The sequence below is a fragment of the Achromobacter marplatensis genome, assembly GCF_049060505.1.
Classification (GTDB): domain Bacteria; phylum Pseudomonadota; class Gammaproteobacteria; order Burkholderiales; family Burkholderiaceae_B; genus Achromobacter; species Achromobacter marplatensis_A.
In genome coordinates, this window is the sequence record NZ_JBMGRB010000008.1 from 180,891 (window position 1) to 205,645 (window position 24,755).

Annotated in this window: 24 protein-coding genes; 8 read left to right on the forward strand and 16 right to left on the reverse strand. The window is 64.4% G+C overall.

The features are described 5' to 3' along the window. Nucleotides 1-7: 7 nt before the first annotated feature. From ACI0FO_RS20430 to ACI0FO_RS20450, 5 genes are all read right to left on the reverse strand, one after another. Nucleotides 8-451, reverse strand: coding sequence for an SRPBCC family protein (locus ACI0FO_RS20430; protein ID WP_416029606.1), 444 nt, complete (start codon nt 449-451; stop codon nt 8-10). Next, nucleotides 358-789 (reverse strand): ArsR/SmtB family transcription factor, encoded by a 432-nt coding sequence (locus ACI0FO_RS20435; protein WP_416029608.1) that lies wholly within the window; start codon nt 787-789, stop codon nt 358-360. The genes ACI0FO_RS20430 and ACI0FO_RS20435 overlap by 94 nt, the downstream gene beginning before the upstream one ends. Before the next feature lie 137 nt (nt 790-926). Then, a complete protein-coding gene (locus ACI0FO_RS20440) occupies nt 927-2,132 on the reverse strand; it encodes a hypothetical protein (RefSeq protein ID WP_416029610.1) in 1,206 nt (401 codons plus the stop codon). 14 nt (nt 2,133-2,146) lie between these two features. Then, nucleotides 2,147-2,875, reverse strand: a complete 729-nt coding sequence (locus ACI0FO_RS20445; protein ID WP_416029612.1) for a helix-turn-helix domain-containing protein — start codon at nt 2,873-2,875, stop codon at nt 2,147-2,149. Nucleotides 2,876-2,974: 99 nt separating this feature from the next. Then, a complete protein-coding gene (locus ACI0FO_RS20450) occupies nt 2,975-3,412 on the reverse strand; it encodes a gamma-glutamylcyclotransferase family protein (protein WP_416029614.1) in 438 nt (145 codons plus the stop codon). Nucleotides 3,413-3,548: 136 nt separating this feature from the next. Here ACI0FO_RS20450 and clpB point away from each other — a divergent pair, with 136 nt between their 5' ends. Next, complete coding sequence (gene clpB, locus ACI0FO_RS20455; RefSeq protein ID WP_416029616.1) at nt 3,549-6,155, forward strand: ATP-dependent chaperone ClpB; 2,607 nt, start codon at nt 3,549-3,551, stop codon at nt 6,153-6,155. Nucleotides 6,156-6,217: 62 nt separating this feature from the next. On the opposite strand, the gene ACI0FO_RS20460 is transcribed toward clpB, so the two are convergent. The 4 genes from ACI0FO_RS20460 to ACI0FO_RS20475 form a co-directional block, all read right to left on the reverse strand. Next, entirely contained in the window at nt 6,218-6,595 is a 378-nt protein-coding gene (locus tag ACI0FO_RS20460; RefSeq protein WP_105556420.1) for a DUF1641 domain-containing protein, read from the reverse strand. Beyond that, nucleotides 6,592-7,782, reverse strand: a complete 1,191-nt coding sequence (locus tag ACI0FO_RS20465; RefSeq protein ID WP_416029618.1) for an NAD(P)/FAD-dependent oxidoreductase — start codon at nt 7,780-7,782, stop codon at nt 6,592-6,594. Before ACI0FO_RS20465 ends, ACI0FO_RS20460 begins: the two co-directional genes overlap by 4 nt. A 308-nt stretch (nt 7,783-8,090) precedes the next feature. Beyond that, nucleotides 8,091-9,008, reverse strand: a complete 918-nt coding sequence (locus ACI0FO_RS20470) for an MBL fold metallo-hydrolase (RefSeq protein ID WP_416029620.1) — start codon at nt 9,006-9,008, stop codon at nt 8,091-8,093. Between the two features lie 87 nt (nt 9,009-9,095). Further along, nucleotides 9,096-9,923, reverse strand: a complete 828-nt coding sequence (locus ACI0FO_RS20475) for an alpha/beta fold hydrolase (RefSeq protein ID WP_416029622.1) — start codon at nt 9,921-9,923, stop codon at nt 9,096-9,098. A gap of 324 nt (nt 9,924-10,247) precedes the next feature. Between ACI0FO_RS20475 and ACI0FO_RS20480 the strand changes: the two genes are divergently transcribed. From ACI0FO_RS20480 to ACI0FO_RS20495, 4 genes are all read left to right on the forward strand, one after another. After that, entirely contained in the window at nt 10,248-11,249 is a 1,002-nt protein-coding gene (locus ACI0FO_RS20480) for a bestrophin family protein (protein WP_416029624.1), read from the forward strand. Nucleotides 11,250-11,369: 120 nt separating this feature from the next. Next, the gene (locus ACI0FO_RS20485; RefSeq protein WP_416029626.1) at nt 11,370-12,248 is read left to right on the forward strand and encodes an RNA polymerase sigma-70 factor; all 879 of its coding nucleotides are present in this window, start codon (nt 11,370-11,372) and stop codon (nt 12,246-12,248) included. Nucleotides 12,249-12,369: 121 nt separating this feature from the next. Then, on the forward strand, nt 12,370-12,789 hold the full coding sequence (locus ACI0FO_RS20490) for a cupin domain-containing protein (RefSeq protein ID WP_416029628.1): 420 nt from the start codon (nt 12,370-12,372) through the stop codon (nt 12,787-12,789). 158 nt (nt 12,790-12,947) lie between these two features. After that, entirely contained in the window at nt 12,948-13,943 is a 996-nt protein-coding gene (locus ACI0FO_RS20495) for a LysR family transcriptional regulator (protein WP_416029630.1), read from the forward strand. A 4-nt stretch (nt 13,944-13,947) separates the two neighbouring features. On the opposite strand, the gene ACI0FO_RS20500 is transcribed toward ACI0FO_RS20495, so the two are convergent. From ACI0FO_RS20500 to ACI0FO_RS20515, 4 genes are all read right to left on the reverse strand, one after another. Further along, nucleotides 13,948-14,442 (reverse strand): Ohr family peroxiredoxin, encoded by a 495-nt coding sequence (locus ACI0FO_RS20500; protein WP_416029632.1) that lies wholly within the window; start codon nt 14,440-14,442, stop codon nt 13,948-13,950. 16 nt (nt 14,443-14,458) lie between these two features. Then, nucleotides 14,459-15,214, reverse strand: a complete 756-nt coding sequence (locus tag ACI0FO_RS20505; RefSeq protein WP_416029634.1) for an SDR family oxidoreductase — start codon at nt 15,212-15,214, stop codon at nt 14,459-14,461. Nucleotides 15,215-15,223: 9 nt separating this feature from the next. Further along, nucleotides 15,224-15,703, reverse strand: coding sequence for a carboxymuconolactone decarboxylase family protein (locus ACI0FO_RS20510; RefSeq protein WP_416029636.1), 480 nt, complete (start codon nt 15,701-15,703; stop codon nt 15,224-15,226). A gap of 185 nt (nt 15,704-15,888) precedes the next feature. Continuing rightward, nucleotides 15,889-16,440 carry a type 1 glutamine amidotransferase domain-containing protein gene (locus ACI0FO_RS20515; protein WP_416029851.1) on the reverse strand — a complete coding sequence of 184 codons (552 nt, stop codon included), beginning with the start codon at nt 16,438-16,440 and terminating at the stop codon, nt 15,889-15,891. A 206-nt stretch (nt 16,441-16,646) separates the two neighbouring features. Between ACI0FO_RS20515 and ACI0FO_RS20520 the strand changes: the two genes are divergently transcribed. Beyond that, complete coding sequence (locus ACI0FO_RS20520; RefSeq protein ID WP_416029638.1) at nt 16,647-17,150, forward strand: ClbS/DfsB family four-helix bundle protein; 504 nt, start codon at nt 16,647-16,649, stop codon at nt 17,148-17,150. Nucleotides 17,151-17,185: 35 nt separating this feature from the next. On the opposite strand, the gene ACI0FO_RS20525 is transcribed toward ACI0FO_RS20520, so the two are convergent. Genes ACI0FO_RS20525 through ACI0FO_RS20535 form a run of 3 tightly spaced genes read right to left on the reverse strand, consistent with a single transcriptional unit; the run spans nt 17,186 to nt 23,078 of the window. After that, on the reverse strand, nt 17,186-18,652 hold the full coding sequence (locus ACI0FO_RS20525) for an efflux transporter outer membrane subunit (protein WP_416029640.1): 1,467 nt from the start codon (nt 18,650-18,652) through the stop codon (nt 17,186-17,188). A 20-nt stretch (nt 18,653-18,672) separates the two neighbouring features. Continuing rightward, nucleotides 18,673-21,849 (reverse strand): efflux RND transporter permease subunit, encoded by a 3,177-nt coding sequence (locus ACI0FO_RS20530; RefSeq protein WP_416029642.1) that lies wholly within the window; start codon nt 21,847-21,849, stop codon nt 18,673-18,675. Further along, nucleotides 21,846-23,078 (reverse strand): efflux RND transporter periplasmic adaptor subunit, encoded by a 1,233-nt coding sequence (locus ACI0FO_RS20535; RefSeq protein ID WP_416029644.1) that lies wholly within the window; start codon nt 23,076-23,078, stop codon nt 21,846-21,848. Before ACI0FO_RS20535 ends, ACI0FO_RS20530 begins: the two co-directional genes overlap by 4 nt. 211 nt (nt 23,079-23,289) lie before the next feature. On the opposite strand from ACI0FO_RS20535, the gene ACI0FO_RS20540 reads away from it, so the two are divergent. After that, the gene (locus ACI0FO_RS20540; protein WP_416029646.1) at nt 23,290-23,613 is read left to right on the forward strand and encodes a CopM family metallochaperone; all 324 of its coding nucleotides are present in this window, start codon (nt 23,290-23,292) and stop codon (nt 23,611-23,613) included. A gap of 70 nt (nt 23,614-23,683) precedes the next feature. Next, a complete protein-coding gene (locus tag ACI0FO_RS20545) occupies nt 23,684-24,712 on the forward strand; it encodes a 2Fe-2S iron-sulfur cluster-binding protein (RefSeq protein ID WP_416029648.1) in 1,029 nt (342 codons plus the stop codon). Nucleotides 24,713-24,755 lie beyond the last annotated feature (43 nt).

Consider the following 24,755-nt stretch of genomic DNA (forward strand, 5'->3'; position numbering starts at 1 on the left):
GGGCGGTTCACGCCTCGTTTGCCAGATGGTCCGCCAGCCGGTCCATCGCGCCTGCCCAGCCGTTCTCGTGGCTGTCGCGGGTTGCCTGGTCGACAAACGGAGTTTGCAGGAAGGCCAGTTCGGTGCCGCCCTGCGAGGGAGCGAATTCCAGCGTGATCAGCGACCCTTCCTGGGGGGTGTCGCGCCAGGCCCAGGTAAAGACCAGCCGGCGCAGCGGCTGCACCTCGCGGTACTCGCCGCTGGCGTAGTGCGACTGCCCGTCTTCCGTGACGAAGCCCACCTGGTAGGCGCCGCCCACGCGCACATCGGTGTCGGCTACCAGCACTTGCCGCGTGCCGGCGGGGCCGAACCAGCGCATCAGCGCTTGCGGGTCCGTCCAGGCGCGCCAGACGCGGTCGACGGGGGCGGCGAAGCGCCGGGTAAGGCGGAGTTCGATGGGGTCGGTGGACATGGGTGGATCTCCTCGTCGTGGTACAGGTACCGGGCCAGCGAATCCAGTTGGCCGTTCCAGAATTTCTCGTAGCGCGCCAGCCAGTCGGACGCCGCCCGCATCGGTTCGGGCGATAGCGTGCAACTGACGACGCGGCCATCCTTGGCGCGGGCGATGAGCCCGGCGTCTTCCAGCACGCGCAGATGCTTCATGAAGGCGGGAAGCGACATGGCGTGGGGGCGGGCCAGGTCGCTGACCGACGCCGTGCCCCGTTCCAGATCGGCCAGTACCCGCCGCCGCGTGCCGTCGGCCAAGGCGGAAAACAGGCTGTCCAATGTATCGTCGTTTAAGTTAACCATAAGGTTAAGTATCGGCCCGAAAAATGGCCAGCGTCAAGCTGGCTACATTGGGAATTTCCCTAGGTCAATCGTGTCTTGCTGCTTGAAGAACAGGGCGATGGCGGGCGCCGCGCCCGCCACGCCGAAGAAATGGTGGGCTATTTGCCGCGCGGCTTGATGATGTCGCAGGCGGCCGCCCGGTCGCCCACCTGGGCACTGCTGCCCAGCAAGGCTCGGGCGCCGCACACGGACCCGAACATGCCCTTGTTGTCGTGGCCGACGCCGCCAACCTCGAAGCTGTTGCGGTGTAGCGGCACGGGCTTGGGGCCACGGGCCGCCAATTGGTATTCGTATTGCACGTAGGCGGTGCCGCGGGCCAGCCGGGTGGCGCCTTGCGCCTCGGCGCCGCAGGTTTTGTCCAGCAGGCGGTGTTCGGGGTTGTTGTCGGCCCCGCCCAGCAGGTAGGTCACGTCGCGGGCGGCATAGCGGATGAAGAGCCGCGTATCGTCCGTTTCGCGCGCGTAGGCCGGCAGCTTGTCCGTGCCGTACTTGTACTGGTTGTAGGTGGGGCAGATGCCGCGTTCGTAGGGCGCATAGCCTTTGCCGTCGGCGCGCGGGCGCTCGTTGGTCAGGTACAGGTACGACGAGGGGTTGGCGACCACGTAGCGCAGCGCCAGTCCGTCGCGCCGCAGGGGGCCGTCGGTGTTGTTCAGCACGGCATAGCGTTGCACCAGCTGCCCGCCTGCGGAGTGCCCGGCCAGCACGATGTTGGCCAGGGCGGGCAGGCGCTTGCGGTCGTCCAGGCTGCGCAACAGGTCGTCCAGCACCTGGAACGAGGTGACCGGGGCTGGCCGTCCGGTGGCCTGGATGCTTTCCTCGCCGTCTTCCCAGCTGGCTTTGCGCCACGCGGCCATGCCACCGAATCCCGAATCGATGGATCCGGGAAAGCGCGGCGCCAGGACCAGCGTGTCGCGCGCCCGGTCCGGGTTCTGCGCAAGCAGGCCGGTGGCGGTGTCGAAATAGCGGTCGGCGTCGCGCTTCACGCCATGGATCATGATCAAGACCTGCTTGATATCGCGCAGGTCGTCCCGGGACAGGTTGCGGTTAGCATAAACCGGCATCTTGTACCGATGCCCCGGCTTGCCCAGTTCAACGGCCTGCCAGTGCAACGGCGTGGCGCGTTTGGGCGCGGGAACGGTTTCGTCGTAATCGTAGGGGGCAGGCAGCGGCGTCTGGGCGTGCAGGCCGCACGGTGCAAGCGTGCCGGCCAACGCCAGCGCGGCGCCCAGGCGGCGCCCGGAGAAGCGGCGCGCGCAAGCGGGCGTCGGCTGATCGGGCGCGGAAGAAGCAAAGGCGCGGCGCATGGCGCGGCGTGACGTCAGCAGATCTCGAGGCCCAGCAGTTGCTTGAGCGCAGGCAGATCCAGAATACGGACTTCGCGCTGGTTGATCTTGATCAGGCCTTCGCGCGCAAAACGCGAGAACAGCCGGCTGACCGTTTCCAGCGTCAAGCCAAGGTAATTGCCGATTTCCTCGCGGCTCATGCGCAGCACGAATTCGGTCGACGAATAACCCAGCGAGGCATACCGCTGCGACAGGTTCAGCAAGAAGGCCGCCAGACGCTGTTCGGAACGCATGGAACCCAGCGATGCCAGCATCTGGTGCGAACGCGTGATCTCGCGGCTCATCAGGCGCCGGAACTGCTGTTGCAGCGACGGCAGGTGCGCGGCCACGCGGTCGACGTCGGCCAGGCGGATGACACAGACTTCCGAGTCTTCCAGCGCGACGGCGGCCGACACGTGCTTGCCGTCCAGCATGCCGTCCATGCCGACGATTTCGCCGGGCAGATGAAAGCCGGTGACCTGGATCTGGCCGGTTGCGTCTTCCAACTGGGTCTTGATGCTGCCGAAGCGCACGCTGTAGACGGCATCAAGCGGGTGATCCAGCGAATACAGCGTCTTGCCCTTTTCCAGGCGGACACGCTCTTTCACCAGCTCGTCCAGTTTTTCCACTTCGGCGGCGGCCATTCCCACGGGCACGCACACGTGTCCCAACATGCATGTGGAACAGTGGGCGCCATCAGGGGCGACGGGAACCCGTTTTTGCATACGATGACCTCTATAGAGCCCGTCGCCAGCCAGGGGGGGCGAAACGGGTGTGAAGCGTGAAGACAGCGGCTATTGTAGTCCGTTGTTACTACGGCCGTCTTACGGGGTTCCGCGGGTTGCCCGGCCGTGCCGATGCGCGATCCAGTCTTCGCCGGCGATATCGGTGGCGGCGCCTCGCCACGCCGGGTCGATGGGGTAGTACTGGCAGCGGATTTCAGGGGGGCCTGGGGGTGTTGGATCCAGGCGCGCGACGATTTCGCGGCGCACAAAGCAGCCAGCCTGGCCGGGCACGTATTCCTCGATCTCGTCCATCAGCGCGATGAACGCCGGCGTTACTTCGTAGACCTCGCCGCGCACGCGGCGTCCGTCCGCCACCGGGATCAGCCCCGGCCAATCGCCGAAGTCCACCAGCATGCCGGGCACCGTCGCCGTGCCCACCGGCCGAGGGGCGGGCAGGCCTTGTTTGGCGGCGGCTTGCGCCAGGTCATTGATTTCGCCGGCGCGTAGGGTGCCATAGACAAAAACGTATATGCTCATAGATCGGATTGTGCTGCACGGCGTAGCAAAACAAGTTGCCGGATGGTGTTGAAATTCTCTCATCCGGCCGCATATTCAGGATATCGAGCCAGCCGGCACGTATCGGTCAGGCTCCCCAACAAGCCAAACGACCATCATGCGATTCGACAAACTTACCACCAAGTTCCAGCAAGCCCTGGCGGACGCCCAAAGCCTGGCCGCCCGCAACGACCATCCCTATATCGAGCCCATCCACGTGCTCTCCGCCTTGCTGTCCGACGCGGACAGCGGCGCAGGCAGCCTGCTGGCGCGCGCCGGCGTGGCGGTCAACCGCCTGCAACCCGCCCTGGAAAGCGCGATGAAGTCGCTGCCGCAAGTGCAGGGCGACGACAATGTGCAGGTCGGCCGCGACCTGAACGCGGTGCTGACCCGCACCGACAAGGAAGCCGCCCGCCGTGGCGACACCTATATCGCCAGCGAACTGTTCCTGCTGGCGCTGGCCGACGACAAGGGCGAGGCCGGCCGCATCCTGCGTGAAGCGGGCCTGCAGAAAAAGGCCCTCGAGGCCGCGGTCGACGCCGTGCGCGGCGGCGAAAACGTGTCCGGCGCCGAAGGCGAATCCAACCGCGAAGCGCTGTCCAAGTACACCATGGACCTGACCGAGCGCGCCCGCCAGGGCAAGCTTGATCCCGTGATCGGCCGCGACGACGAGATCCGCCGCACCATCCAGATCCTGCAGCGCCGCACGAAGAACAATCCCGTCCTGATCGGCGAGCCCGGCGTGGGCAAGACCGCCATCGTCGAAGGCCTGGCGCAGCGCATCGTCAATGACGAAGTGCCCGAGAGCCTGCGCGGCAAGCGTGTGCTGTCGCTGGACCTGGCCGCGCTGCTGGCGGGCGCCAAGTTCCGCGGCGAATTCGAAGAGCGCCTGAAGGCCGTGCTGAAAGAGCTGGGTCAGGACGACGGCAGCAACATCGTTTTCATCGACGAGCTGCACACCATGGTCGGCGCGGGCAAGGCCGAAGGCGCGATGGACGCGGGCAACATGCTCAAGCCGGCGCTTGCGCGCGGCGAGCTGCATTGCATCGGCGCCACCACGCTGGACGAATACCGCAAGTACATCGAAAAGGACGCGGCGCTGGAGCGGCGTTTCCAGAAAGTGCTGGTCGACGAACCGGATGTGGAATCCACCATCGCCATCCTGCGCGGGCTGCAGGAACGCTATGAGATCCACCACGGCGTCGAGATCACCGACCCGGCCATCGTGGCCGCGGCCGAGCTGTCGCACCGCTACATCACCGACCGCTTCCTGCCCGACAAAGCGATCGACCTCATCGACGAGGCCGGCGCGCGCATCCGCATGGAAATCGATTCCAAGCCGGAAGTGATGGACAAGCTGGACCGCCGCATCATCCAGCTGAAGATCGAACGCGAAGCCGTCAAGAAGGAAACCGACGACGCGTCCAAGCGCCGCCTGGGCGTCATTGAAGACGAACTGGAAAAGCTGCAACGCGAATACAACGACTTCGAGGAAATCTGGAAGGCCGAGAAGGCCGCGGTACAAGGCACGCAGGCCATCAAGGAAGAGATCGACAGCGTGCGCGCCGAAATGGCCGAATTGCAGCGCAAGGGGCAGTTCGACAAATTGGCCGAGCTGCAATACGGCAAGCTGCCGGACTTGGAATCGCGCCTGAAGGCCGCCGAAGTTGGCGCCGCGCAGGCCGCTGAAAATGCCGAGGGCGACGAAACGCGCCCGCGCTTGCTGCGCACCCGCGTCGGCGCCGAAGAAATCGCCGAGGTCGTGTCGCGCGCAACGGGCATTCCGGTGTCCAAGATGATGCAGGGCGAACGCGAGAAGCTGCTGCACATGGAAGAATTCCTGCACAAGCGCGTGGTGGGCCAAGACGAAGCCGTGCGGCTGGTCTCCGACGCCATCCGGCGTTCGCGTGCCGGTCTGGCGGACCCGGCGCGGCCCTACGGTTCGTTCCTGTTCCTGGGGCCGACCGGCGTGGGCAAGACCGAGTTGACGCGTGCGTTGGCCGAATTCATGTTCGACTCCGAAGAGCACCTGATCCGCATCGACATGAGCGAATTCATGGAGAAGCACTCGGTGGCGCGGCTGATCGGCGCGCCGCCCGGATACGTGGGCTACGAAGAGGGCGGTTACCTGACCGAAGCCGTGCGCCGCAAGCCGTACAGCGTGATCTTGCTGGATGAAGTCGAAAAGGCCCATCCGGACGTGTTCAACGTGCTGCTGCAAGTGCTGGACGACGGGCGTCTGACCGATGGCCAGGGCCGCACGGTGGACTTCCGCAACACGGTGATCGTGATGACGTCGAACCTGGGTTCGCATCACATCCAGAGCCTGGCCGGCCAGCCCTACGACGTGGTCAAGGAAGTGGTGTGGGGCGAACTCAAGCAGACCCTGCGGCCCGAGTTCCTGAACCGCATCGACGAAGTGGTCGTGTTCCACGGTCTTGAGGCCCAGCACATCGAGTCCATCGCCCGCATCCAGCTGCGCCGTCTTGGCGCGCGCCTGGAGAAGCAGGAAATGCGGCTGGAAGTCACCGAGCCGGCGTTGGCGGAACTGGCCCGTTCCGGGTTCGATCCCGTGTTTGGCGCGCGCCCCTTGAAGCGTGCGATCCAGCAGCAGATCGAAAACCCGGTGGCGCGCCTGATCCTGGAGGGCAAGTTCGGCCCCCGCGACGTGGTGCCGGTGGATTGGCGGGATGGCGAATTCGTGTTCACCCGAACCTTGCAGTAAGCGGTGGCGCATGAAAAATCCCGGCAGCAATGCCGGGTTTTTTTCGTCAGTCGTGCGCTGCGTCAGGAGTTGGCGTAATCGGCCCGCTGCGCGCCCATCTGCCGCCCCACGCTTTGCAGCGAGCGCAGCACCAGCGCCACTCCCCGTCGCGTGTCCTCGTCACGCAGCAGCGCCAGCAAACCCATCAGGCTGGGCGGATGCGTTTCTGCCAGCGTTTGCGCATGGGCGGCGCGCACGCTGTTGGCGGCTGTCCATGCGGCGCCCGCCGCTTGCTCGGACAGCAACCCAAGCTTTTCCACCATCGGCTGATCCAGCAGGTCCACCAGGTCGGAAGTCAGCGAGATCAGGTCGACGATGTTGTCCAGCCGTTGGCTGTCGACAAGCGGACGCAGCTTGCCGGCCAGCGCCTGCAGTGTTTCATCATGGGTATTCATGTTCATAGCATTCCCCTTGCGACCGCCCAGTACAGCCCCCGGTTGAATCCATGCCGAAGCAGCCCGCCCAGTTTGGTGGGAGGGGTGGGCTGCACGTCATGGGTGTAGTCGTACCAGAGGGGCATGCCCGCGTTCAGACCCATCTGGGCAACGGCCTGCACACGGCCTTCGTAGGCGCTGCAAGGGTGGCCCAGGCGGATTTCGCCCGCGATGTTGTTGGCGATGACGGGCGCCTGGTTGTGGCACGAGCCGCCCGCTTTGCTGACCGGCAGGTCCACCGTATCGCCGATGACGTAGACATTCTGCAACCCGTAGACCTGCATTGTCTCGTGGTCTGTCGGCAGCCAACCCTCGTTGTCCTCTGCCTGGGACACGCCCGACTCCAGCACGGCGTCGACGGCGCGTATCGGCGGCGTCGCCATCAGGATGTCGAACGGCTGCTCGCCGCCTTCCGCGGAATACGCGACGCGTGCCTCCGGGTCCACGCGCGCCAGCGTGAAGCCGCGCTGGAACTTGATGCCGCGTTGCTCGAAGATGGCGGGCAGCACCTCGCAAGTGGGCTGCTGCAAGAACAGGCAGTTGCGCAAGAGTTGCGATGTGGTGGGGTAGGTGTAGACGATTTCGACTTTGTCGCGCACGCCGCGACGGCGCAAGTAGTCGTCCAGCATCAGGGTGGTTTCAATCGGCGCGATGCCGCATTGGTGGGGGACGTTCGGCGTCTTCGGGAAGGTGACGCTGACGAAGATCCGGCCTTTGTCGATCTTGGACAGCCGGCTGGCCAACTGGCGCGCCGGCGCGTACTGGTAGAAATGGTCGCCGGCTTCCTTCAGGCCTTCTATGCGCTCGGGCGCGGGGATGCAGCCCGTGGCGATGACCAGGTAGTCATAGCCGTAGCGCTTGCCCTGTTGCGTCAGCAATTCCTGGCTGTTGAACTCAAACCGCGTGACTTTATCGACGTGGAAATGGATCTCGGGGCGCAGCAGGGAACGCTCCGGGCGCTTCAACTCTTCCTGGAAAAAAAGGTTGAAGGCCACATACATGAAGGCGGGCTTGTAGTAATGGTCGGGGGAGTCCGACAACAACGTGACGCTGACTTCGCCTCGGGACACTTCGGGGTATAGCTTGGAGACCAGTTGGTTGGCCAGCATGGTGCCGCCAACCCCACCGCCTACGACAACAATTCGCTTGCTCATAAAAATCCTCCAGTGAGAATAGTCAGGAACCAAGTGCAGTTGCGCGTCTATATGTACCAATGGCGGGTAAGAAGGTCAAATAAATAACTATTTCTTATATTTGATGGTGTCGAATATGCGCCCGAGGCGGTCAGCCACTTAGGCCTGGCGCGGCTGGCAAAGGCCGGCGCTACCGGACAGGCCGCCTGGCGGAATGCGGCAAGGCGGCGGATGCCGCCGACCGCGATTCGACTCCGTTGCCGAGGCCAACGCCCTTACGATTGGCGACGGCTTGCCGGCAGAGCGCTGCCATTAAGCGGTGGACCCGATCAATAGTCCCAGATCACCGGAACCCAACGAAAGGCGTCGCCGTCGACCGCTACGCGGCCGACGGAGGGGAACGGCAGATGAGCGGCCACCAGCAGGCCGCCGTTCTGCGCCAGTTCGTTAAACAGGCCAAAGCGGACTTTGGCTGATTTCTCGGGGTCGTGTTCGAAGCCGTTATGCCAGTCGGGGTGATCGAAGGCGACGGGGAACATCGCGTCGCCGGCAAAGGTCAGCCGTTCGCCGCCCGATACCAGGTCGACCACGCTGTGTCCGGGCGTGTGGCCGCCGGTAAGCCGGACCACCACGCCCGGAGCCACTTCATGCCGGTCTTCGAAGATCTGCAAACGGTCACGGTAGGTGTTGTAGAAGCTGGTGGCGGTGGACCGGAGTACGTCCGGCACGGGATTTGGCATGACGGTTTGGGAGAAATCGGGCGAGGTCCAGAATGCGACTTCCGCCGCGGCGACATGGATGCGCACGTCGGGGCGCAAGCGCCGCTTCACGTCGTCGACCAGCAAGCCGCCCACGTGATCCATGTGCATATGGGTGATGATCACATCCGTCACGGATTCCAGCGCGATGCCGGCTGACGCCAGGCGTTGCGGGAATTGCCCCGCGCGCGGAAAACCGGGGAATTGTCCGCCCAGCCCGGCGTCGATCAGGATGGTCTGGTCGCCGCTGCGAGCCACCATCACATTCAGGGGCCAGTCGAACGCGTCGGGCGGCATGAACATGTAGCGGAGCCAGTCCGCCAGGTCGGCGGGGTCGACGTTGGTGGCCATCGTGGAGGTGGGCAGCGGCAGCACGCCATCGCTGACCACCAGCGCATCGATTTCGCCTATGCGCACGGCATAACGGGACGGCACCAGATCGATAGGCGCGACCGGGCTGGAAGGCAAGGCGTGGTTTACGGAAAGCATAGCGGTATCTCCTGAAGGGCGGCCGGATTCACCGGCCGGGGTGTGCCAGGCAGTTGGCAGGGAATGGGGCTTTGAACGGCCGCGCGGTCACGCGCGGAGAAAGGCAAGCAGGTCGGCGTTGACCTGATCCTGCAGGGTGGCGGTAAGGCCGTGCGGCGCGCCGGGGTAGTAGATTTCCCGTGCGTTCTTCACCAGCCGCGCCGCTTTCTTCGCGGCGTCGTGCACGGGCACGATCTGATCGTCCTCGCCGTGCATGAACAGGGTCGGCACGTCGACCCGCTTCAGGTCTTCCGTGAAGTCCGTTTCAGAGAAGGCCTTGACGCATTCGTAGGCGTTCTTCTGGCCGCTCTGCATGCTCCACATCCAGAACTGATCCAGCAGCCCTTGCGAGACCTTGGCGCCATCGCGGTTGGCGCCGTAGAAGGGAATGGCCAAGTCTTTGTAGAACTGGGAGCGGTCGCCGGCCACCCCATCGCGGATGCCGTCAAAGACATCGATCGGCAGGCCTTCGGGGTTGGCGGCCGACCGGAGCATTACCGGCGGCACCGCGCCAATCAGCACGGCTCGGGCGACGCGTCGCGTTCCATGGCGGCCGATGTAGCGCACGACTTCGCCGCCGCCGGTGGAGTGGCCGACCATCGTGATGGCCTTCAGATCAAGCATCTCGATCAACTGCGCCAGATCATCGGCGTAGCCATTCATGTCATTGCCCGACGAGGGCTGGGACGAACGACCGTGGCCGCGCCGGTCGTGCGCGATGACGCGAAAGCCATTGCTCGCCAGGAAGTGCATTTGTCCATCCCAGGCGTCCGCGTTGAGGGGCCAGCCGTGCGAGAAAGTGACGACCGGGCCTTCGCCCCAATCCTTGTAGTAGATCTGCGTGCCGTCGGCGGTGGTGAAGGTGTTGCGGTTCATGGGAAGACTCCTGTTGTGGTGCGCGTCGCGGGGGGGATTGATGCCTCTGCATGGAGGGTGAGGGCATCGTAGGCGTGGCGCGTTGAGCCCGGTAGATCCGCAGCGGGAAGCACGCTGTTGTGCCGGGCGCACCAATGCCCTGATGCCTCGCGAAATCGTCTTCGCCGGATTGTTGCCGTCAGGGCAACACCATGCGTCACGGCGCGGCGCTACCGCAGGGCGAGCGGCGGTTCTAGCATTCGTACCGACGATGCAGGCCATGCACGTCCGAAGGCGCGGCTATCCGCGCATTGACTTGGCGCTTGAGGGCGCAGGACCGAGACCGTGCATCTGGGAAAAGCGTATCGCCTGACCGAATTTGTCGTGTGGACGCGGCGGAGTATTTATTACCTGTTGGCGCTGGGTCTTGTCCCGGTTCTGCTTTATCAGGTTGCCGGCATGAAATGGCTGGCGCTGCCGTTGTCCGTGGTGTCGTTGCTGGGCACCGCGACCACTTTCGTGGTTGGGTTCAAGAACGTGCAGACGTATACGCGCACCGTCGAAGCGCAAAGGATATGGACAAACATTGTCAGCACCAGCCGCTACTGGGGGGTGATCAGCCAATCCTGTGCCCGCGATTCGGACCAGGCCCCCGCGCTGGTGGACCGGCATCTGGCATGGCTGACCGCGCTGCGTTATCAATTGCGCGAAGCCCGTGTGTGGGAAAACGCGTCCAGCCGGCCGAATGCGGAGTACCAACGCCGATACGTGATTCCGGAACGCCGCGAATCGCTGGAATCCGCGCTGTCGCGGTATCTGCCGCCACAGGAGATGGCGGGGCTGGCGCGTGTGGACGACAAGGCCGCGCAGCTGCTTGCCCTGCAGGGACGGGCCGTCAGAAGCTTGCTGGACAATGGCGCCATCAGCGCGTCGGAGTATGCCGAGCTTAACGGTCGCATCAGGGAGTTGCTGGACCTGCAGGGGCAGGCCGAACGCATCAAGAATTTCCCTTATCCGCGCCAGTACGCGATTATCAACACCTTGTTCGTGCGGTCTTTCTGCGTGGCATTGCCCTTTGGCCTGACGGCCCAGTTCGATCAGATCGGCCAGAGCATCAACGGCTTCATGCAGGGCCAGACGGCGTGGCTGGCCGTGCCCTTCAGCGTGATCATCTCGTGGATCTACACGTCGCTTGAGCAAGTCGGCGAAAGTACCGAGAACCCCTTCGAAGGCAGTGCCAACGATGTGCCGATCAGCCGCCTGTGCACCATGATCGAGCGAGACCTGAAACAGATGCAGGGCCGCGCCGATCTGCCGGAATTGGCTGCCACGGTCATTGCGCTGTAGTGTGTGCGGCCCGGTACGGAAAAATGGGGAGGCAAGCTTCACACTTGCGCTTGTCGTCATCGCGCGGCTGCGGCAGAATACTTGGCTTCCGGTTCGCCTTCCTTGGCGTTGACGCCCTCCATGACCGACTCCGTGCTCGCCTTTGAGCGTCATCGCCCTCGCTTGTACGGCATCGCCTACCGCATGCTGGGCGCCGTCGCCGAGGCGGAAGACGTGGTGCAGGAAGCCTGGCTGCGTTGGCACGGCGCCGATCGCGCCGCCGTGCAGAATGCCGAAGCCTGGCTGGTCACCGCCACCACGCGCCTGTCCATCGACCGTCTACGCGTCGCCAAGGCCGAACGGGACCATTACGTGGGGGTCTGGCTGCCCGAGCCAATGCTGATGGCCGCGCCCGCCACGCCGGAGCAAATCCACGAGCAAGCCGACGACGTGTCGGTGGCCTTCCTGTACATGCTGGAACGCCTGTCACCCGATGCCCGGGCGGCCTTTCTGATGCGCGAGGTGTTCGATGCCGACTACGAAGACATTGCGCTGACGCTGGACAAGACCGAGGCAGCGGTCCGTCAGTTGGTGCGGCGGGCCAAGCAGCAGTTGCGTCAGGGCGAGCCCCGCGAGGCCGTGCCCCGCGCGACGTTGCAACGCCTGCTGAACGCTTTTGCCGATGCGATGCAACGCAGCGATTTCCACGGTCTGCACGCGCTGTTGAGCGACGACGCCGAGTTGATCGGCGATGGCGGCGGCAAGGTCTCCAGCTTTGCCAGCCTGGTGGGCGGAAAACGCCTGGCGCAATTGTTCTATGCCGGCAAGCGCCGCTTCCGCGACGCGTTGCGCATCGAAGTGGTCCAGGTAAACGGCCAATGGACCTTGTTGCGTTTCGTCGATGGCGAGCTTGAATCCGTGCAGTCCTATGATACCGACGGTGAACGCCTGACGCGCGTATTGGTGCAGCGCAATCCGGACAAGCTTGCCCGCATCGCTGCCGCGCTGGCGCAACGCTGATACGGCGGTTGGTGCACGCGTTGGTGCATGGTGGGCAACATGGTGATCCCCTGCGCGGATCTACCGCCCTGCGGCCGGCACTCCTACGATGGCGGTTCCTCCACGCTGCCAAGGACTGGCCATGTTGAAAATCTTGAAGTTCGGGTTGCCTTTTGTCGCCGCAGGCGCGCTATTGAGCCCGCTTGCCCATGCCGCCTCCGGCGCCACGCCGGCCGACGCCATCGTCACGGACCTGATGCGCAAGGACCTGTCGGACTTTCCCGGCAAGGAAACGCAGATGATTGTCGTCGACTATCCGCCCGGCGCCGTCGATCCCGTCCACCGCCACGATGCCCACAGCTTCGTCTATGTGCTTGAAGGCAGCATCGTCATGCAGGTGAAAGGGGGCAAGGAAGTGACGCTGACCCCCGGACAAACGTTCTATGAAGGCCCGCACGACGTCCACACCGTGGGCCGCAATGCCAGCCAGACGCAGCCGGCCAAGTTCCTGGTCGTCCTGATCAAGAAGCAGGGCGCGCCGGTTCTCACGCTAGTTAAATAGGGACGAATAACGGCTCGCCTGGCGCGCAGCGCGGGGGGCCAACGCCTCCGAAGCTGGACTTCCTCTGGGGAGAGCCAGCTTTTTTGCGTTTGATGTCACAAAACGACCCGGTGCGCCGTCTTATCGGTAGGATCAACCTACTTTGCGACGCCGCCATCATGCCGACACCCGTCCCAACTCTCCCTGCGGCCAACGGGCCCGATTCCCTGGCCGACAGCTTCGCCACCAGCTATGCCGGTGTCATGGCGTTTATCGCCGTCGCCGTCGAAGGCAACTTCGCCAAGGCCGGCGACCGGCTGGGCATCGGCCGGTCCGCTGTCAGCCGCAGCGTGCAAAAGCTGGAAGACCAGCTTGGCATCCGGCTGTTCGTCCGCACCACGCGCAGCACGTCCCTGACCGCAGAGGGAAAGCGCTTCTATGAACAATGCCATCCTGGCGTGGAACGGATCATCCGGGCGCTGGACGACATGCGCGACCTGCGCGAGGGCCCGCCCTCGGGGCTATTGCGCGTGTGCGCCACGGTCGGCTTCGGCCGCAAAGTCGTCGCGCCGCTGCTGAACGGGTTTCGCGAGGCCTACCCGAACATCTCGGTCGAGCTGTTGCTTGATGACGGACCCACCGACTTCACCACGGACCGCGTCGACGTGTCGTTCCGCAACGGCCGCATGGAAGACAGCCGCGTGATCGCCAAGAAGGTGATCCCCATGCAGATGATGCTGTGCGCGTCGCCCGCATACGCGGCCAAACAGGGTTTGCCGGACAGCGTGGAGGAAATCTCCAACCATCGTTGCGTGAACTTCCTGTTCGCGTCGGGACGCGTCTACGAATGGGAATTCAAGGTAAACGGCCAGCTGCGCAAGGTTGCGCCGCCCGCCATGCTGACGTTCAACGACGCCGATCTGGTGCTGCAAACCGTGCTGGATGGCCACGGTATCGCGCAGATGGCGGGTTATCAGGTGTGCGATCACTTGCGCGCGGGCAGCCTGGTCGCCTGCCTGCCCCAATACGCGCCGGACGACCGCGGGCATTATCTGTGCTTCCTCAGCCGCGAGCACCTGCCGGCCCGCATGCGCGTCTTCATCGACTACATGACCGAAGGCATCCGCGCACGGGATCTGCAGACGCTGGATAGCCTGCTGCTGAAGCGGGCGTAAGCCGCTATTGCGTCAGCACCACCACGCTTTCGATTCCGTTCTGCGCCATCTTGGAATACGGGCACAGGCGTTCGGTGTTGCGCACCAGCTCTTCGGCCACGGCCTTGGTCACGCCGGGCAGGTGGATGTTGACGTTGGCCGTCACCGAGAACAGACCGTCGACGGGGTCGCGGCCGAACGAGACCGTGGCCGTCACCGAGGCATCCGGGATGGAAAGGCCGGCGCGCGCGGCCAACATGCTTAACGCGCCGTGAAAGCACGCCGCATAGCCGGCCGCGAACAGTTGTTCGGGGTTGGTTCCGCCGCCCGTTCCCCCCATTTCGACTGGCAGCCGCAATTCCACGAGCAGTTCGCCATCATCTGAAATGGCAATGCCAGAAGCGCGGCCGTGCGCGGCCTCGCCGCCGCGCACCGTCACGCTGGTCGTGTACAAGGGAAGGAATTCCCGCCCGCGGTACTTGTCCAGGAGCGTCAGGGGAGGGGGCTGCAGTTTGCGCATGAAAGCACTCGTGCGGCTACTTTTTCGCGCCCGATTGGCTGAACCAGGTGTCGAAGTCGATCTTGCCCAGGCGGGGATTGGGGCCCGGAACCAGCGTGTCGTCGTCAAGCAAGGCGCCGAAATAGCGTGCGCCGGGGTCTGCGCGCACCAAGCGTGCGTCGCCGGTTTTGCGCAGGTAGCGTTGCACCAGTTCGGCCAGGCGCACGCGTTCGGGTCCGGCGATTTCCACCGTGCCGTTCACCGGCGCCGCCAACGTGGCGTCGGCCATGGCCAGGGCCACATCGTCGGACGCAATCGGCTGCACAAAGGCGGGCGACAGCCGCACGTCGTCACCCTGGGCGCCCGATTGCACAATGCCGCCCAGGAATTCAAAGAACTGGGTGCTGTGAACGATGGTGTAGGGGATACCGGCGGCGGTGATCAGTTGCTCCTGGGCGATCTTGCCTCGGAAGTACCCGCTTTCGGCCAGACGGTGGGTGCCCACCACGGAAAGCGCCACATGGTGGCGCACGCCGGCGCGGGCTTCGGCTGCCAGCAGGTTGCGGCCTGATACTTGGAAGAACTCCAGCACGGCCTTGTCTTCGAACGACGGGGAATTGGCTACGTCGACGACCGTGTCGACGCCCGCCAGCGCGTCGTCCAGCCCTTCGCCCGTGATCGTGTTCACACCGGTGGCGGGCGATGCGGCAATGGCGTCGTGGCCGCGTTCGATAAGGAGCTTGACGAGTTTGGAGCCGATCAGGCCCGTACCGCCGATGACGAGGATTTTCATGGCGATTCCTTAGTTGAACTGGGCTTTGTCCAGGCCATAGGCCTTATCGGCCGAACCGGGGACGGTGCGGAAAGCCACATTCAGGCGGTTCCAGCCATTGATGGCCATGATGGCGAAGCTGAGGTCCGAGATTTCCTTTTCGGACAGCTCGGCCCGCACCCGCTCATAGATTTCGTCGGGCACGCCGTGCGCGCCCAGCGTCGTCAGGGCCTCGGTCCAGGCCAGGCAGGCGCGCTCACGCGGCGAGAATTCAGTGGATTCGCGCCAGATCGCGACGTGGTGCAGGCGCAGTTCGCGTTCGCCACGGATCTTGGCTTCTTTCACGTGCATGTCCAGGCAGAAGCCGCAGCCATTAATTTGCGAGGCGCGGATCTCGACCAGGCTCAGGATCGGCTGCTCGATCGCCCCGGACTTCAACAGCATGCCGAATTCGACGAATTTCTTGAAGAGCTGGGGCGATTGGGCAAAGGCGTTCAGACGTTGACTCATGGTGACTTCCTCGAGATGGGTGGGCGTGGCCTGGCGGCGGGCCAGACGCGGCGCATGCTAGGACAACGCCCAAATCGTAGGTCCGCGCGAAGATCCGCAGAAGACCCGGCCAAGGGACCACCGTGTTGCCGCAATGGCAACAATGCCCGTCGCGGCCCGAGGCGCCATCCCGACGGCAAATCAAGTCAGCGCCGTGCCTCCCGCAGCAGAGTGATGAACGCCTGATTGAAAGCCGGGATATCGTCCGGCTTGCGGCTGGAGACCAGGGTCCGGTCGACGACGACGGCTTCGTCAACCCATTGGGCGCCCGCGTTGCGCAAATCGTCTTGCAGCGACGGCCAGCTCGTCATCTTCCGGCCCTTCACCACGCCCGCGGAAATCAGCAGCCAGGGGCCGTGGCAGATGACCGCCACCGGTTTGTCGGCCTGGAACATCGCCTGCACGAATTCCTGCGCTTTGGGATGCATGCGAATTTCGTCGGCATTGATCACGCCGCCCGGCAGCAGCAGGGCGTCGAAGCGCTCGGGTTCCGTTGCGGCTTGCAAGAAGGTCAGATCGACCGGGAAACGGTCGCCCGGCTTGTCATGATGCATGCCCAGGATGGGATCGGTCCGGGCGGAAATCAGCACCGTCCGGGCGCCTTCTGCTTGCAGGGCGTGGCGGGGGCCGGTCAATTCCACTTGTTCAAAGCCGTCGACCGCAAGAATCGCCACATTCATATCTTTAAGTGTTGCCATGGTTGCTCCTGGTTGATGGCCCCGGGGACGCGGCACGCGGCGCGCCGGGGCCTTGCGCGCCAGGGTGTCCGCAGCAAGTGGCATGCCTTCAAGGACGGGCGAGCCGCCGATTTGCGTGCGCCGGTCGTTGACAGTCCAACGATGGTACCCATCAGAATTCCCGCCGTGGACAAATAATCGCGCGACGAATGGGTACGGCAACCTCGATGAAACCCCCTGCTTCAAGGCAAGAGCTCCTCCGCAATATTCATGCAAGACACTGGCGGTTTCGCTTGGAAATCGCCACCATTCCCGCAAGCCACTTTCGCCGGGCAGTCCCCCTTTGGCAGGATCATGGCTTGCACGCCGATGCGGCGATGGTGCTGACGGACGTGATCCTCTGGAACACGATGATCCTGCAGTTCGCGAACGACCTATCGTCGGGGCCTTTGGCGTCCTATTACCGGGCCGACGCAATGTTGGGCCGGGTCGATCACCTGTCATCGTTGTTCCAACGCCATTTCGCCGCCAGTAGTCTTCACGAATTGGAGGCACTGACGATGGTCGGGCAGGCGCGGATCGTCGAGAGCGTGGCGCAGCACTCGGAAACGTCGCTTTTCGACCCCTCGGTTGGGCCGATCAAGACCCTTGGCGGAAAGATCCAGTGCTTCACCTGCATGGCCTACGCTGACGCGTTGTCGAAGCTGCGGCGGTGGAAGCAGGTCATGTAGTTCCTGCTTCCACCTGGGTGGTCGTTGATGGCTTCTTATTGCATCGTGTGCTCGGTCCAGCCTCCACCCAGCGCCTTGTACAGTTCGATGAGGTTGTTCAACCGTGCCAGGCGTGTTCGCACCAGCACTTGCTGCGTGCCATACAACATGCGGTGGGCCTCGAGTAGGGTGAGGTAGTCATCCTCACCTTCCGTGAAGCGCTGCTGGGCCAGGTCGTAGGCGCCGCGGCTGGCCGTCACCGAAAGCTGCTCCGAGCGAATCTGCGCGTCCAGCGTGCGCTTGCCCGCCAAGCCGTCGGCCACGTCGCGGAAGGCGACTTGAACGGCTTTTTCGTAGTTGGCGATCTCGATGCGTTTTTGCACATGCGCCACGTCCAGGTTCGCTTTCAGGGCGCCGCCACGGAAGATCGGCACCGTGATCCGGGGCAAGAAGCTCCAGGCTCCCGAGCCGGCCCCGAAAAGCCCGTCCAACGACGCGCTGGCCGTCCCTGCCGACCCCGTCAAGCTGATCGTAGGGAAGAATGCGGCGCGTGCGGCGCCGATATTGGCGTTCGAGCCGCGCAGCGTCTGCTCGGCCGCGCGAATGTCGGGGCGGCGCGCAAGCAATTCCGATGGCAACCCGGCTGGCAGGTCGGGTGGCACGATACCGTCGGGTAGGGTGATGGCCTCGTCCAACTGTCGCGATAGCTCCGGCGTCAGGGGCTGGCCCGTCAACAGCACAAGGGCGTTGCGGTCCTTGGCTGCTTGCCGTGTGTAGGCCGCGTGAAGGGCCTCGGCATTGCGCAGCGCAATCTCCGCAAGGCGCAGGTCGAGTTGCGTGGAGTTACCGGCTTCCACAAGCCGGGCGGTCAGTTCATACGAACGCATCTGCGCGGCCAGGGTATCGTTTGTCAGCCGCAACAATTCTTGGTCGGCCCGTAGCGTGAGGTAGACATTCGCCACTTCGGACACCAGGCTCATCTGCGTGGCGATGCGGATTTCGGCCAGCGCCAGATACGAGGCCAAGGCCTGGTCGCTGAGGTTGCGGATGCGGCCCCAGAGGTCCAGCTCCCAGGCGGCGGTCACGCCCGCCGCCTCGTATCGCCGGCCGACACGGGAAGCGCCCGTGGCGTCCAGGTCGGCCGGCACGCGCTCGGCCGCGGCGCTGCCGGAAACCCCCAGGTTGGGCAACATCTCGGCGCGCTGGATGCGGTATAGCGCCTGCGCCGCTTCGACGTTGAGCGCGGCTTTGCGCAGATCCTGATTATTGTTCAGGGCGATGTCGATCAATTGCTGCAATAGCGGATCGCGGAAAAAATCCCGCCACCCGATGTCGGCGCTTGCTGCCTCGCCAGGCGTGGCAAGGGCGGCGGGATCATAGGCGGCTCCTGATGGATAGGCCGCTTCGATGGGCGCCGCCGGGCGCTCATGATTCGGTGCCAGCGAGCATCCGGCCAGGGCGGCCGCCAGGGCCAACGGCGCCAGCGGACGGGCTGGGCGGGAGAGTGCGGATAGTATCTTCATGTCCAGTATTTTCATAACCGTCAGGCGCGCTGGTCGCTTGCGCTGCCGCGGGTTTCAGGGGCGACGCGACGCAGCGCCAGTTTGCGCACCACGACATAGAACACAGGCGTCAGCAACAGGCCGAACAGCGTCACGCCCAGCATGCCGGCGAACACCGCAATGCCCATGGCGTGGCGCATCTCGGCGCCGGCGCCAGTGGCCAGCACCAGCGGCACGACGCCAGCGATGAAGGCAAACGAGGTCATCAGGATGGGACGCAACCGCAACCGCGCCGCTTCCAGGACCGCCGCCAGGGGGTCAGCGCCTTCGATTTCCTTGGCGCGGGCGAATTCGACGATCAAGATCGCGTTCTTGGCGGCCAGGCCAACCAGCACCACGAAGCCGATCTGCGTGAAGATGTTGTTGTCGCCGCCCGACACCCAGACGCCCCCGATCGCGGACAGCAGCGCCATCGGCGCAATCAGCAGCACCGAGAACGGCAGCGACCAACTGTTGTATTGGGCTGCCAGGATCAGGAAGGCCAGCAGCACCGCCAGCGGGAAGATGTACAGCGCCGAATTGCCAGCCTGCTTTTCCTGATAGACCAGGTCGGTCCATTCGTGAATCATCCCTTCCGGCAGGGTCTCGCGCAGGATCTTCTCGATCGCGTCCGTGGCCTGGCCCGACGAATAGCCCGACGCCGGGCCGCCGCTGATGTCCGCGGAGGGAAAGCCGTTGTAGTGAACGATCCGATCCGGGCCCGACCCGCGCGTGATGGTCACGAACGCGCTGAGCGGAATCATGTCTCCGGCCGCGTTGCGCACCTTGAGCAAGCCGATGTCCTCGGCCTGCATGCGAAACGGCGCGTCCGCCTGGGCCATGACCCGATAGGTGCGTCCGAAGCGATTGAAGTCGTTGACGTAGAGCGACCCCAGGTTGATTTGCAGCGTCTCGAATACGTCGGTCAACGACACGCCCAGGGACTTTGCCTTCACCCTGTCGACTTCCACCCCCAATTGCGGGGCGTTGGTCTGGAAGCTGGCAAGCATGTTCGCCAGTTCGGGAACCTGCATGGCCTTGCCCATGACCTCGCTTTGGGCCTGCGCCAACGCTTCGAAGCCCAGTCCCGCCCGATCCTCGATCTGCAACTTGAAGCCGCCCATGGCCCCCAGGCCCGGTACGGGCGGCGGCGGGAAGATGCCGACGAAGCCGTCCGGAATCTGGCTGAACTTGCCCATCAGCTTTCCTGCGATGGCGTTAGCGGTAAGCGAAGGATCCTTGCGCTCGTCGAACGGTTTGAGCATGGCGAACATCAGTGCCGAGTTCGGCACATTCACCGGGCCATTCACCGACAGCCCCGGGAAGGCCACGACGCTTTCCACGCCCGGCTCCGCCAGCGCGATCCGGGACATCTCCTTGACGACGGCCTCCGTGCGGTCAAGCGAAGCGCCGCTGGGCAATTGGGCGATACCGACCAGGAAGTACTTGTCCTGGGCCGGCACGAACCCATTGGGCACTTGATTGAAGCCCAGCCAGGTCAGGCCCACGAAGCCGGCATACAGCAGCAGTACGATGGCGCTGCCGCGCACCGCGCGCCGCACGGCCCCGACGTAGGCGTTCGAAGCCCTGTCGAAGAAGCGGTTGAAACGCTGGAAGAACCCGCCGAGCACGCTGCCCATCAAGCGCGTGAGCCAATCGGACTTGGCCGCCTCGTGATGCGGCTTGAGCAGGATGGCAGCCAGCGCCGGGGACAACGTGAGTGAATTGATGGCCGACAGGACGGTCGAGATCGCGATGGTCAAGGCGAACTGGCGGTAGAACTCGCCTTGCAGGCCCGAGAGGAACGCCGACGGGATGAACACCGCCGCCAGCACCGACGTGATGGCCAGGATCGGCCCGGTCACCTCGTCCATGGCTTTGCGCGCGGCTTCCCTGGGCGGCTCGCCCAGCGCCATATGGCGTTCCACGTTTTCGACCACCACGATGGCATCGTCCACCACGATGCCTATCGATAGCACAAGGCCGAACAAGGACAGCGTGTTCAGCGAGAAACCGAACATGTGCATTACGGCGAAGGTGCCCACCAGCGACACTGGCACGGCCACCAGTGGAATGATCGATGCGCGCCAGGTCTGCAGGAACAGCACCACGACGATGACGACCAGGGCGATGGCCTCCAGCAGCGTGATGGCCACTGACTGCAGCGAGGCGCGCACGAAGACCGTCGGGTCATAGGCGATCCGGTACGCAATGTCCTCCGGAAAACCCTGCTGAAGCGCCTGCATCTTGGCGCGAACCGCGTTGGAAACGTCGATGGCGTTTGCACCGGGGCTCTGGATAATCTGCAAGGCAGGGGCCGACTCGCCATCGATCAGGCTGCGCAGGGTATAGGCGTCCGCGCCCAGGGACACACGGGCGACGTCGCGAAGGCGGGTGACCTGGCCATCGGTGCCGGTCTTCACGACGATTTCACCGAACTGTTCCACGCTGGCCAGGCGGCCAAGCGTATTGACGGTCACCTGGAAGGCGGCCGACGTATCCGGTTGCTGGCCCACGGATCCCGCGGCGACCTGTACGTTCTGCTCGCGGAGGGCCGCCACCACATCGCTGGCGGTCAATCCGCGCGTGGCGACCTTGGAGGGGTCCAGCCAGACGCGCATGGAGTACTCCCCGGCGCCCCAGACCAGCACGTCGCCAACGCCGGGCAGGCGCGCGAGTTCGTCGCGCACCTGGCGGAAAGCGAAGTTGGACAGGTAGAGCGGGTCGTACCGCTTTTCGGGCGAGACAATGTGCACGACCATCAATACGTCCGGAGACGTCTTCTGCGTGACGACGCCGATGCGCTGCACTTCCTCGGGCAGACGCGGCAAAGCGCGCGAGACCCGGTTTTGCACCTGGATCTGCGCCATGTCTGGGTCCGTACCCTGCTTGAACGCGATGGTGAGCACCATCCGGCCATCGGTGGCCATCTGGGAATTCATGTAAAGCATCCCCTCGACGCCATTGATCACTTGCTCAAGGGGAGAGGCGACCGTGTCGGCGATCACCTCGGGGTTGGCGCCTGGGTAGCTTGCCGTAACCTGTACCGTGGGCGGCGTGACGGCGGGGTATTCGCTCAGGGGCAGTTGCCAGAAGGCGATGGCCCCAGCCAGCAGCATGAGCAGGGACAGGACGATGGCGAAGATCGGCCGTGCGATGAAAAAGTGAGGGAACTTCATTGGCGGGCCTCCGCTGGACCGGCGCCGTCCGACTTGGCGCTTGCCAAGGCAGGCGCCTGGGGCGAGCCCGAGGCGGCGGGCGGCTGCATGGGCACGGGCCGAGGCGTGACCGCCATGCCCGGGCGCACCAGGCCCTTGATGACAATCCTGTCGCCGCGTTGCAATCCGGTATTAATCACACGCAGCCCTTGCTCCATCTGGCCGAGTTCCACCGCGCGGTACTGGGCCAGGTTGTCCTTGCCGACGACCAGCACATAGTTCTTGCCTTGGTCGGTGCCAACGGCCAGGTCATCAACCAGGATGGCCGGGCGCTCGCCGCCGGTTGCCAGCCGGGCCCGAGCGAACAGGCCGGGCGCCAGCTGGCCGTCGGGATTCGGTATCACGGCGCGGGCGCGGATCGTGCCGGTGCTGCGATCGATCTGATTGGCGACAAAGTCGAGCGTGCCTGTGTAGGGAAAGCCTTTGTCCGTGGTCAACCCCACGGCGACCGGCAACGCCGGGTTGCCGCCGCCGGCATCGGGGCGGGCGTGTCTTACGGCGTTGAGGTAGGTCGCCTCGTCGATGTCGAAGTACACGTACATGGGGTCGATCGACACGATGGTCGTCAGCAGCGTGGCCGCGCCCGCCGCGCCACCGCTGACCAGATTGCCTTCGGTCACCAGCACCCGGTCGACGCGCCCGGAGATCGGCGCGGTGATGCGCGCGTAGGATAGGTCCAGCCGCGCAGCGGCGACGGCCGCCTTGGCCACCTGCACCTGGGCTTGCCGGGCGTTGCGCGCCGAAACGGCATCGTCGTAGCTTTTGCGCGAGACCGCGCCGGTGGACACCAGCCGGTGGGCCCGGTCGAAATCCGCCTGGGCCTGGCCCGCCAGCACTTCCGCCTGGCGCCATTGCGCCGTGGCGGTATCGAGCGCGACCTGAAACGGCCGCGGGTCGATCTGAAACAGCTGCTGTCCCTTACGGACCAGACTGCCTTCGGGAACGGTGACCGCATCGACGGTCCCGCCAACGCGTGAGCGCAGTTCGACGGTCTTGGGAGCCGCCATGAATCCCGTGAAATCAGTCGACGGCGCGATGGTGCGCACGATGACCTCGGCCACGGGCACTTGAGGCGCCATCGGCGCTCCCATTTTCCCTTCGTCCCCCGAGACTTCGCTGGGGACGAACGCAATGGCTCCGGCCGCTGCGATGAGTCCCGCCAGCACGGCAATCTTGAATTTTCGACGCATGTACAAGCCCCTTCCGTGCAGCAGGGCTTCGGCCCTTCCGAAGCGTCTCCGCCGCATTTTTTGGAAGGTTAGGTACTGCAATGGTTGGAAGGTCAAGGTGTTCGTATGCGTGCCAGCGGGATGTTGACCTTGCAATCGTTGGAACGAATAGATTGCTTGAAGGTCGGCGCGTATCGCGCCATTCCATTCACCTGAAGCCATCGGAGCAATCATGCAGAAAACACCTAGCGAACATCTTCATCGCCACGCGGAGAGCGGCCATTCTTCCGTTGGCGAGGGCAGTGCCTCTGACGCATACCGCGCCATCAATGACCGCATGCACGCGGACATGGTGATCGAAACAACGGGCGATGCCGACGTCGACTTCATGCGCGGCATGATCCCGCACCACCAAGGCGCGATCGACATGGCGAAGGTGGCGCTTCTCCATGGCAAAGACCCGGTGGTTCGCGCGCTTGCGGAAGCGGTGATCCGGGCGCAGGATGGCGAGATCGCGATGATGCGGGAGTGGCTCGACGCGCGAGGCATGCGATGAACGCGACGCGTGCGATTGCGTGGCGGCTCCTCGTCTGCGCCCTCGGGGCCAAGCGTGAAGGAACCCAGGCATGAGCATCAAAACGGTCGATTTCCGGCAAGCGCGAATCACGCTGGCGGCGCATGACGGGCAGTCCATCCTTGAGACTGCGCTTCAGAACGGAATTGCCTACCCGCATGGCTGTCGTTCGGGGCGCTGCGGAAGTTGTAAATCGCGCTTGATCGAAGGCCAGGTAGAGATGCTCCCGCACTCGCGCTTTGCATTGACCGATGAGGACAAGGCCGGCGGCCTCATTCTTGCTTGCCGAGCGGTGCCCAAAACCGATGTCGCGGTGGCCTGGGTTATGGCCGAGGGCGACGCCGATCCCGCGCCGGCTCAAACCTTGCAAGGCGTGGTCGTCTCCATTGACGACCTGACCCACGACATCAAGCGCTTCAGAATTCGTCCCGACGGGGGGGCGCTTGCTTTTTTAGCGGGGCAGTATGCCGATGTCGGATTCGGGGAACTGCCGTCGCGCAGTTACTCGATGGCCAACCGGCCGGGCGATCCCGAGCTGGAATTCCACATTCGCCGGGTGCCAGGGGGCGCAGTTTCGGACTACGCGCACACTGTCGTGAAAGCCGGCGACCGCGTTGCGCTGGAAGCGCCACGCGGCGCATCGCATCTGCGGGAACATCACGGCGGGCCGATGCTCTGCATCGCAGGAGGATCCGGATTGGCGCCCATCAAGTCCATCGTCGACACGGCGCTGGCGCATGGCGCGCGGCAGGCGATCCACATCTATTTTGGCGCCCGGACGGAGCGGGATCTTTACCTTGTCGATTACTTCGAAGCCCTTGCTCGGCAACACGCCAATCTGGTCTTTACCCCGGTGCTGTCCCAGGCGCGGACCCCGTCGCGCCGTCAGGGCGTTGTTACACAAGCCGTGGCAGAGGACCTGAGGAATCTCGCCAATTGGAAGGCATATATCGCCGGGCCGCCGCCCATGGTGGAGGCGGCAATGGAAATCGTGTTCGCGCAAGGGCTGAAGCCCGAAGACGTACACGCCGACGTGTTTTTCACGCCACAAGAGCAAGCCGCGTCCGGGGGCGGGGGATGAAACCATGTGCTTGACCTTCCCAAGGTTGGAAGCTTTAACGTGT

What these genes read in the sequence shown, in the direction of transcription:
- ACI0FO_RS20430 (WP_416029606.1), bottom strand. Translation starts at nt 451, where the DNA reads ATGTCCACCGACCCCATCGAACTCCGCCTTACCCGGCGCTTCGCCGCC.
- ACI0FO_RS20435 (WP_416029608.1), bottom strand. Translation starts at nt 789, where the DNA reads ATGGTTAACTTAAACGACGATACATTGGACAGCCTGTTTTCCGCCTTG.
- ACI0FO_RS20440 (WP_416029610.1), bottom strand. Translation starts at nt 2,132, where the DNA reads ATGCGCCGCGCCTTTGCTTCTTCCGCGCCCGATCAGCCGACGCCCGCT.
- ACI0FO_RS20445 (WP_416029612.1), bottom strand. Translation starts at nt 2,875, where the DNA reads ATGCAAAAACGGGTTCCCGTCGCCCCTGATGGCGCCCACTGTTCCACA.
- ACI0FO_RS20450 (WP_416029614.1), bottom strand. Translation starts at nt 3,412, where the DNA reads ATGAGCATATACGTTTTTGTCTATGGCACCCTACGCGCCGGCGAAATC.
- clpB (WP_416029616.1), top strand. Translation starts at nt 3,549, where the DNA reads ATGCGATTCGACAAACTTACCACCAAGTTCCAGCAAGCCCTGGCGGAC.
- ACI0FO_RS20460 (WP_105556420.1), bottom strand. Translation starts at nt 6,595, where the DNA reads ATGAACATGAATACCCATGATGAAACACTGCAGGCGCTGGCCGGCAAG.
- ACI0FO_RS20465 (WP_416029618.1), bottom strand. Translation starts at nt 7,782, where the DNA reads ATGAGCAAGCGAATTGTTGTCGTAGGCGGTGGGGTTGGCGGCACCATG.
- ACI0FO_RS20470 (WP_416029620.1), bottom strand. Translation starts at nt 9,008, where the DNA reads ATGCTTTCCGTAAACCACGCCTTGCCTTCCAGCCCGGTCGCGCCTATC.
- ACI0FO_RS20475 (WP_416029622.1), bottom strand. Translation starts at nt 9,923, where the DNA reads ATGAACCGCAACACCTTCACCACCGCCGACGGCACGCAGATCTACTAC.
- ACI0FO_RS20485 (WP_416029626.1), top strand. Translation starts at nt 11,370, where the DNA reads ATGACCGACTCCGTGCTCGCCTTTGAGCGTCATCGCCCTCGCTTGTAC.
- ACI0FO_RS20490 (WP_416029628.1), top strand. Translation starts at nt 12,370, where the DNA reads ATGTTGAAAATCTTGAAGTTCGGGTTGCCTTTTGTCGCCGCAGGCGCG.
- ACI0FO_RS20495 (WP_416029630.1), top strand. Translation starts at nt 12,948, where the DNA reads ATGCCGACACCCGTCCCAACTCTCCCTGCGGCCAACGGGCCCGATTCC.
- ACI0FO_RS20500 (WP_416029632.1), bottom strand. Translation starts at nt 14,442, where the DNA reads ATGCGCAAACTGCAGCCCCCTCCCCTGACGCTCCTGGACAAGTACCGC.
- ACI0FO_RS20505 (WP_416029634.1), bottom strand. Translation starts at nt 15,214, where the DNA reads ATGAAAATCCTCGTCATCGGCGGTACGGGCCTGATCGGCTCCAAACTC.
- ACI0FO_RS20510 (WP_416029636.1), bottom strand. Translation starts at nt 15,703, where the DNA reads ATGAGTCAACGTCTGAACGCCTTTGCCCAATCGCCCCAGCTCTTCAAG.
- ACI0FO_RS20515 (WP_416029851.1), bottom strand. Translation starts at nt 16,440, where the DNA reads ATGGCAACACTTAAAGATATGAATGTGGCGATTCTTGCGGTCGACGGC.
- ACI0FO_RS20520 (WP_416029638.1), top strand. Translation starts at nt 16,647, where the DNA reads ATGAAACCCCCTGCTTCAAGGCAAGAGCTCCTCCGCAATATTCATGCA.
- ACI0FO_RS20525 (WP_416029640.1), bottom strand. Translation starts at nt 18,652, where the DNA reads ATGAAGATACTATCCGCACTCTCCCGCCCAGCCCGTCCGCTGGCGCCG.
- ACI0FO_RS20530 (WP_416029642.1), bottom strand. Translation starts at nt 21,849, where the DNA reads ATGAAGTTCCCTCACTTTTTCATCGCACGGCCGATCTTCGCCATCGTC.
- ACI0FO_RS20535 (WP_416029644.1), bottom strand. Translation starts at nt 23,078, where the DNA reads ATGCGTCGAAAATTCAAGATTGCCGTGCTGGCGGGACTCATCGCAGCG.
- ACI0FO_RS20540 (WP_416029646.1), top strand. Translation starts at nt 23,290, where the DNA reads ATGCAGAAAACACCTAGCGAACATCTTCATCGCCACGCGGAGAGCGGC.
- ACI0FO_RS20545 (WP_416029648.1), top strand. Translation starts at nt 23,684, where the DNA reads ATGAGCATCAAAACGGTCGATTTCCGGCAAGCGCGAATCACGCTGGCG.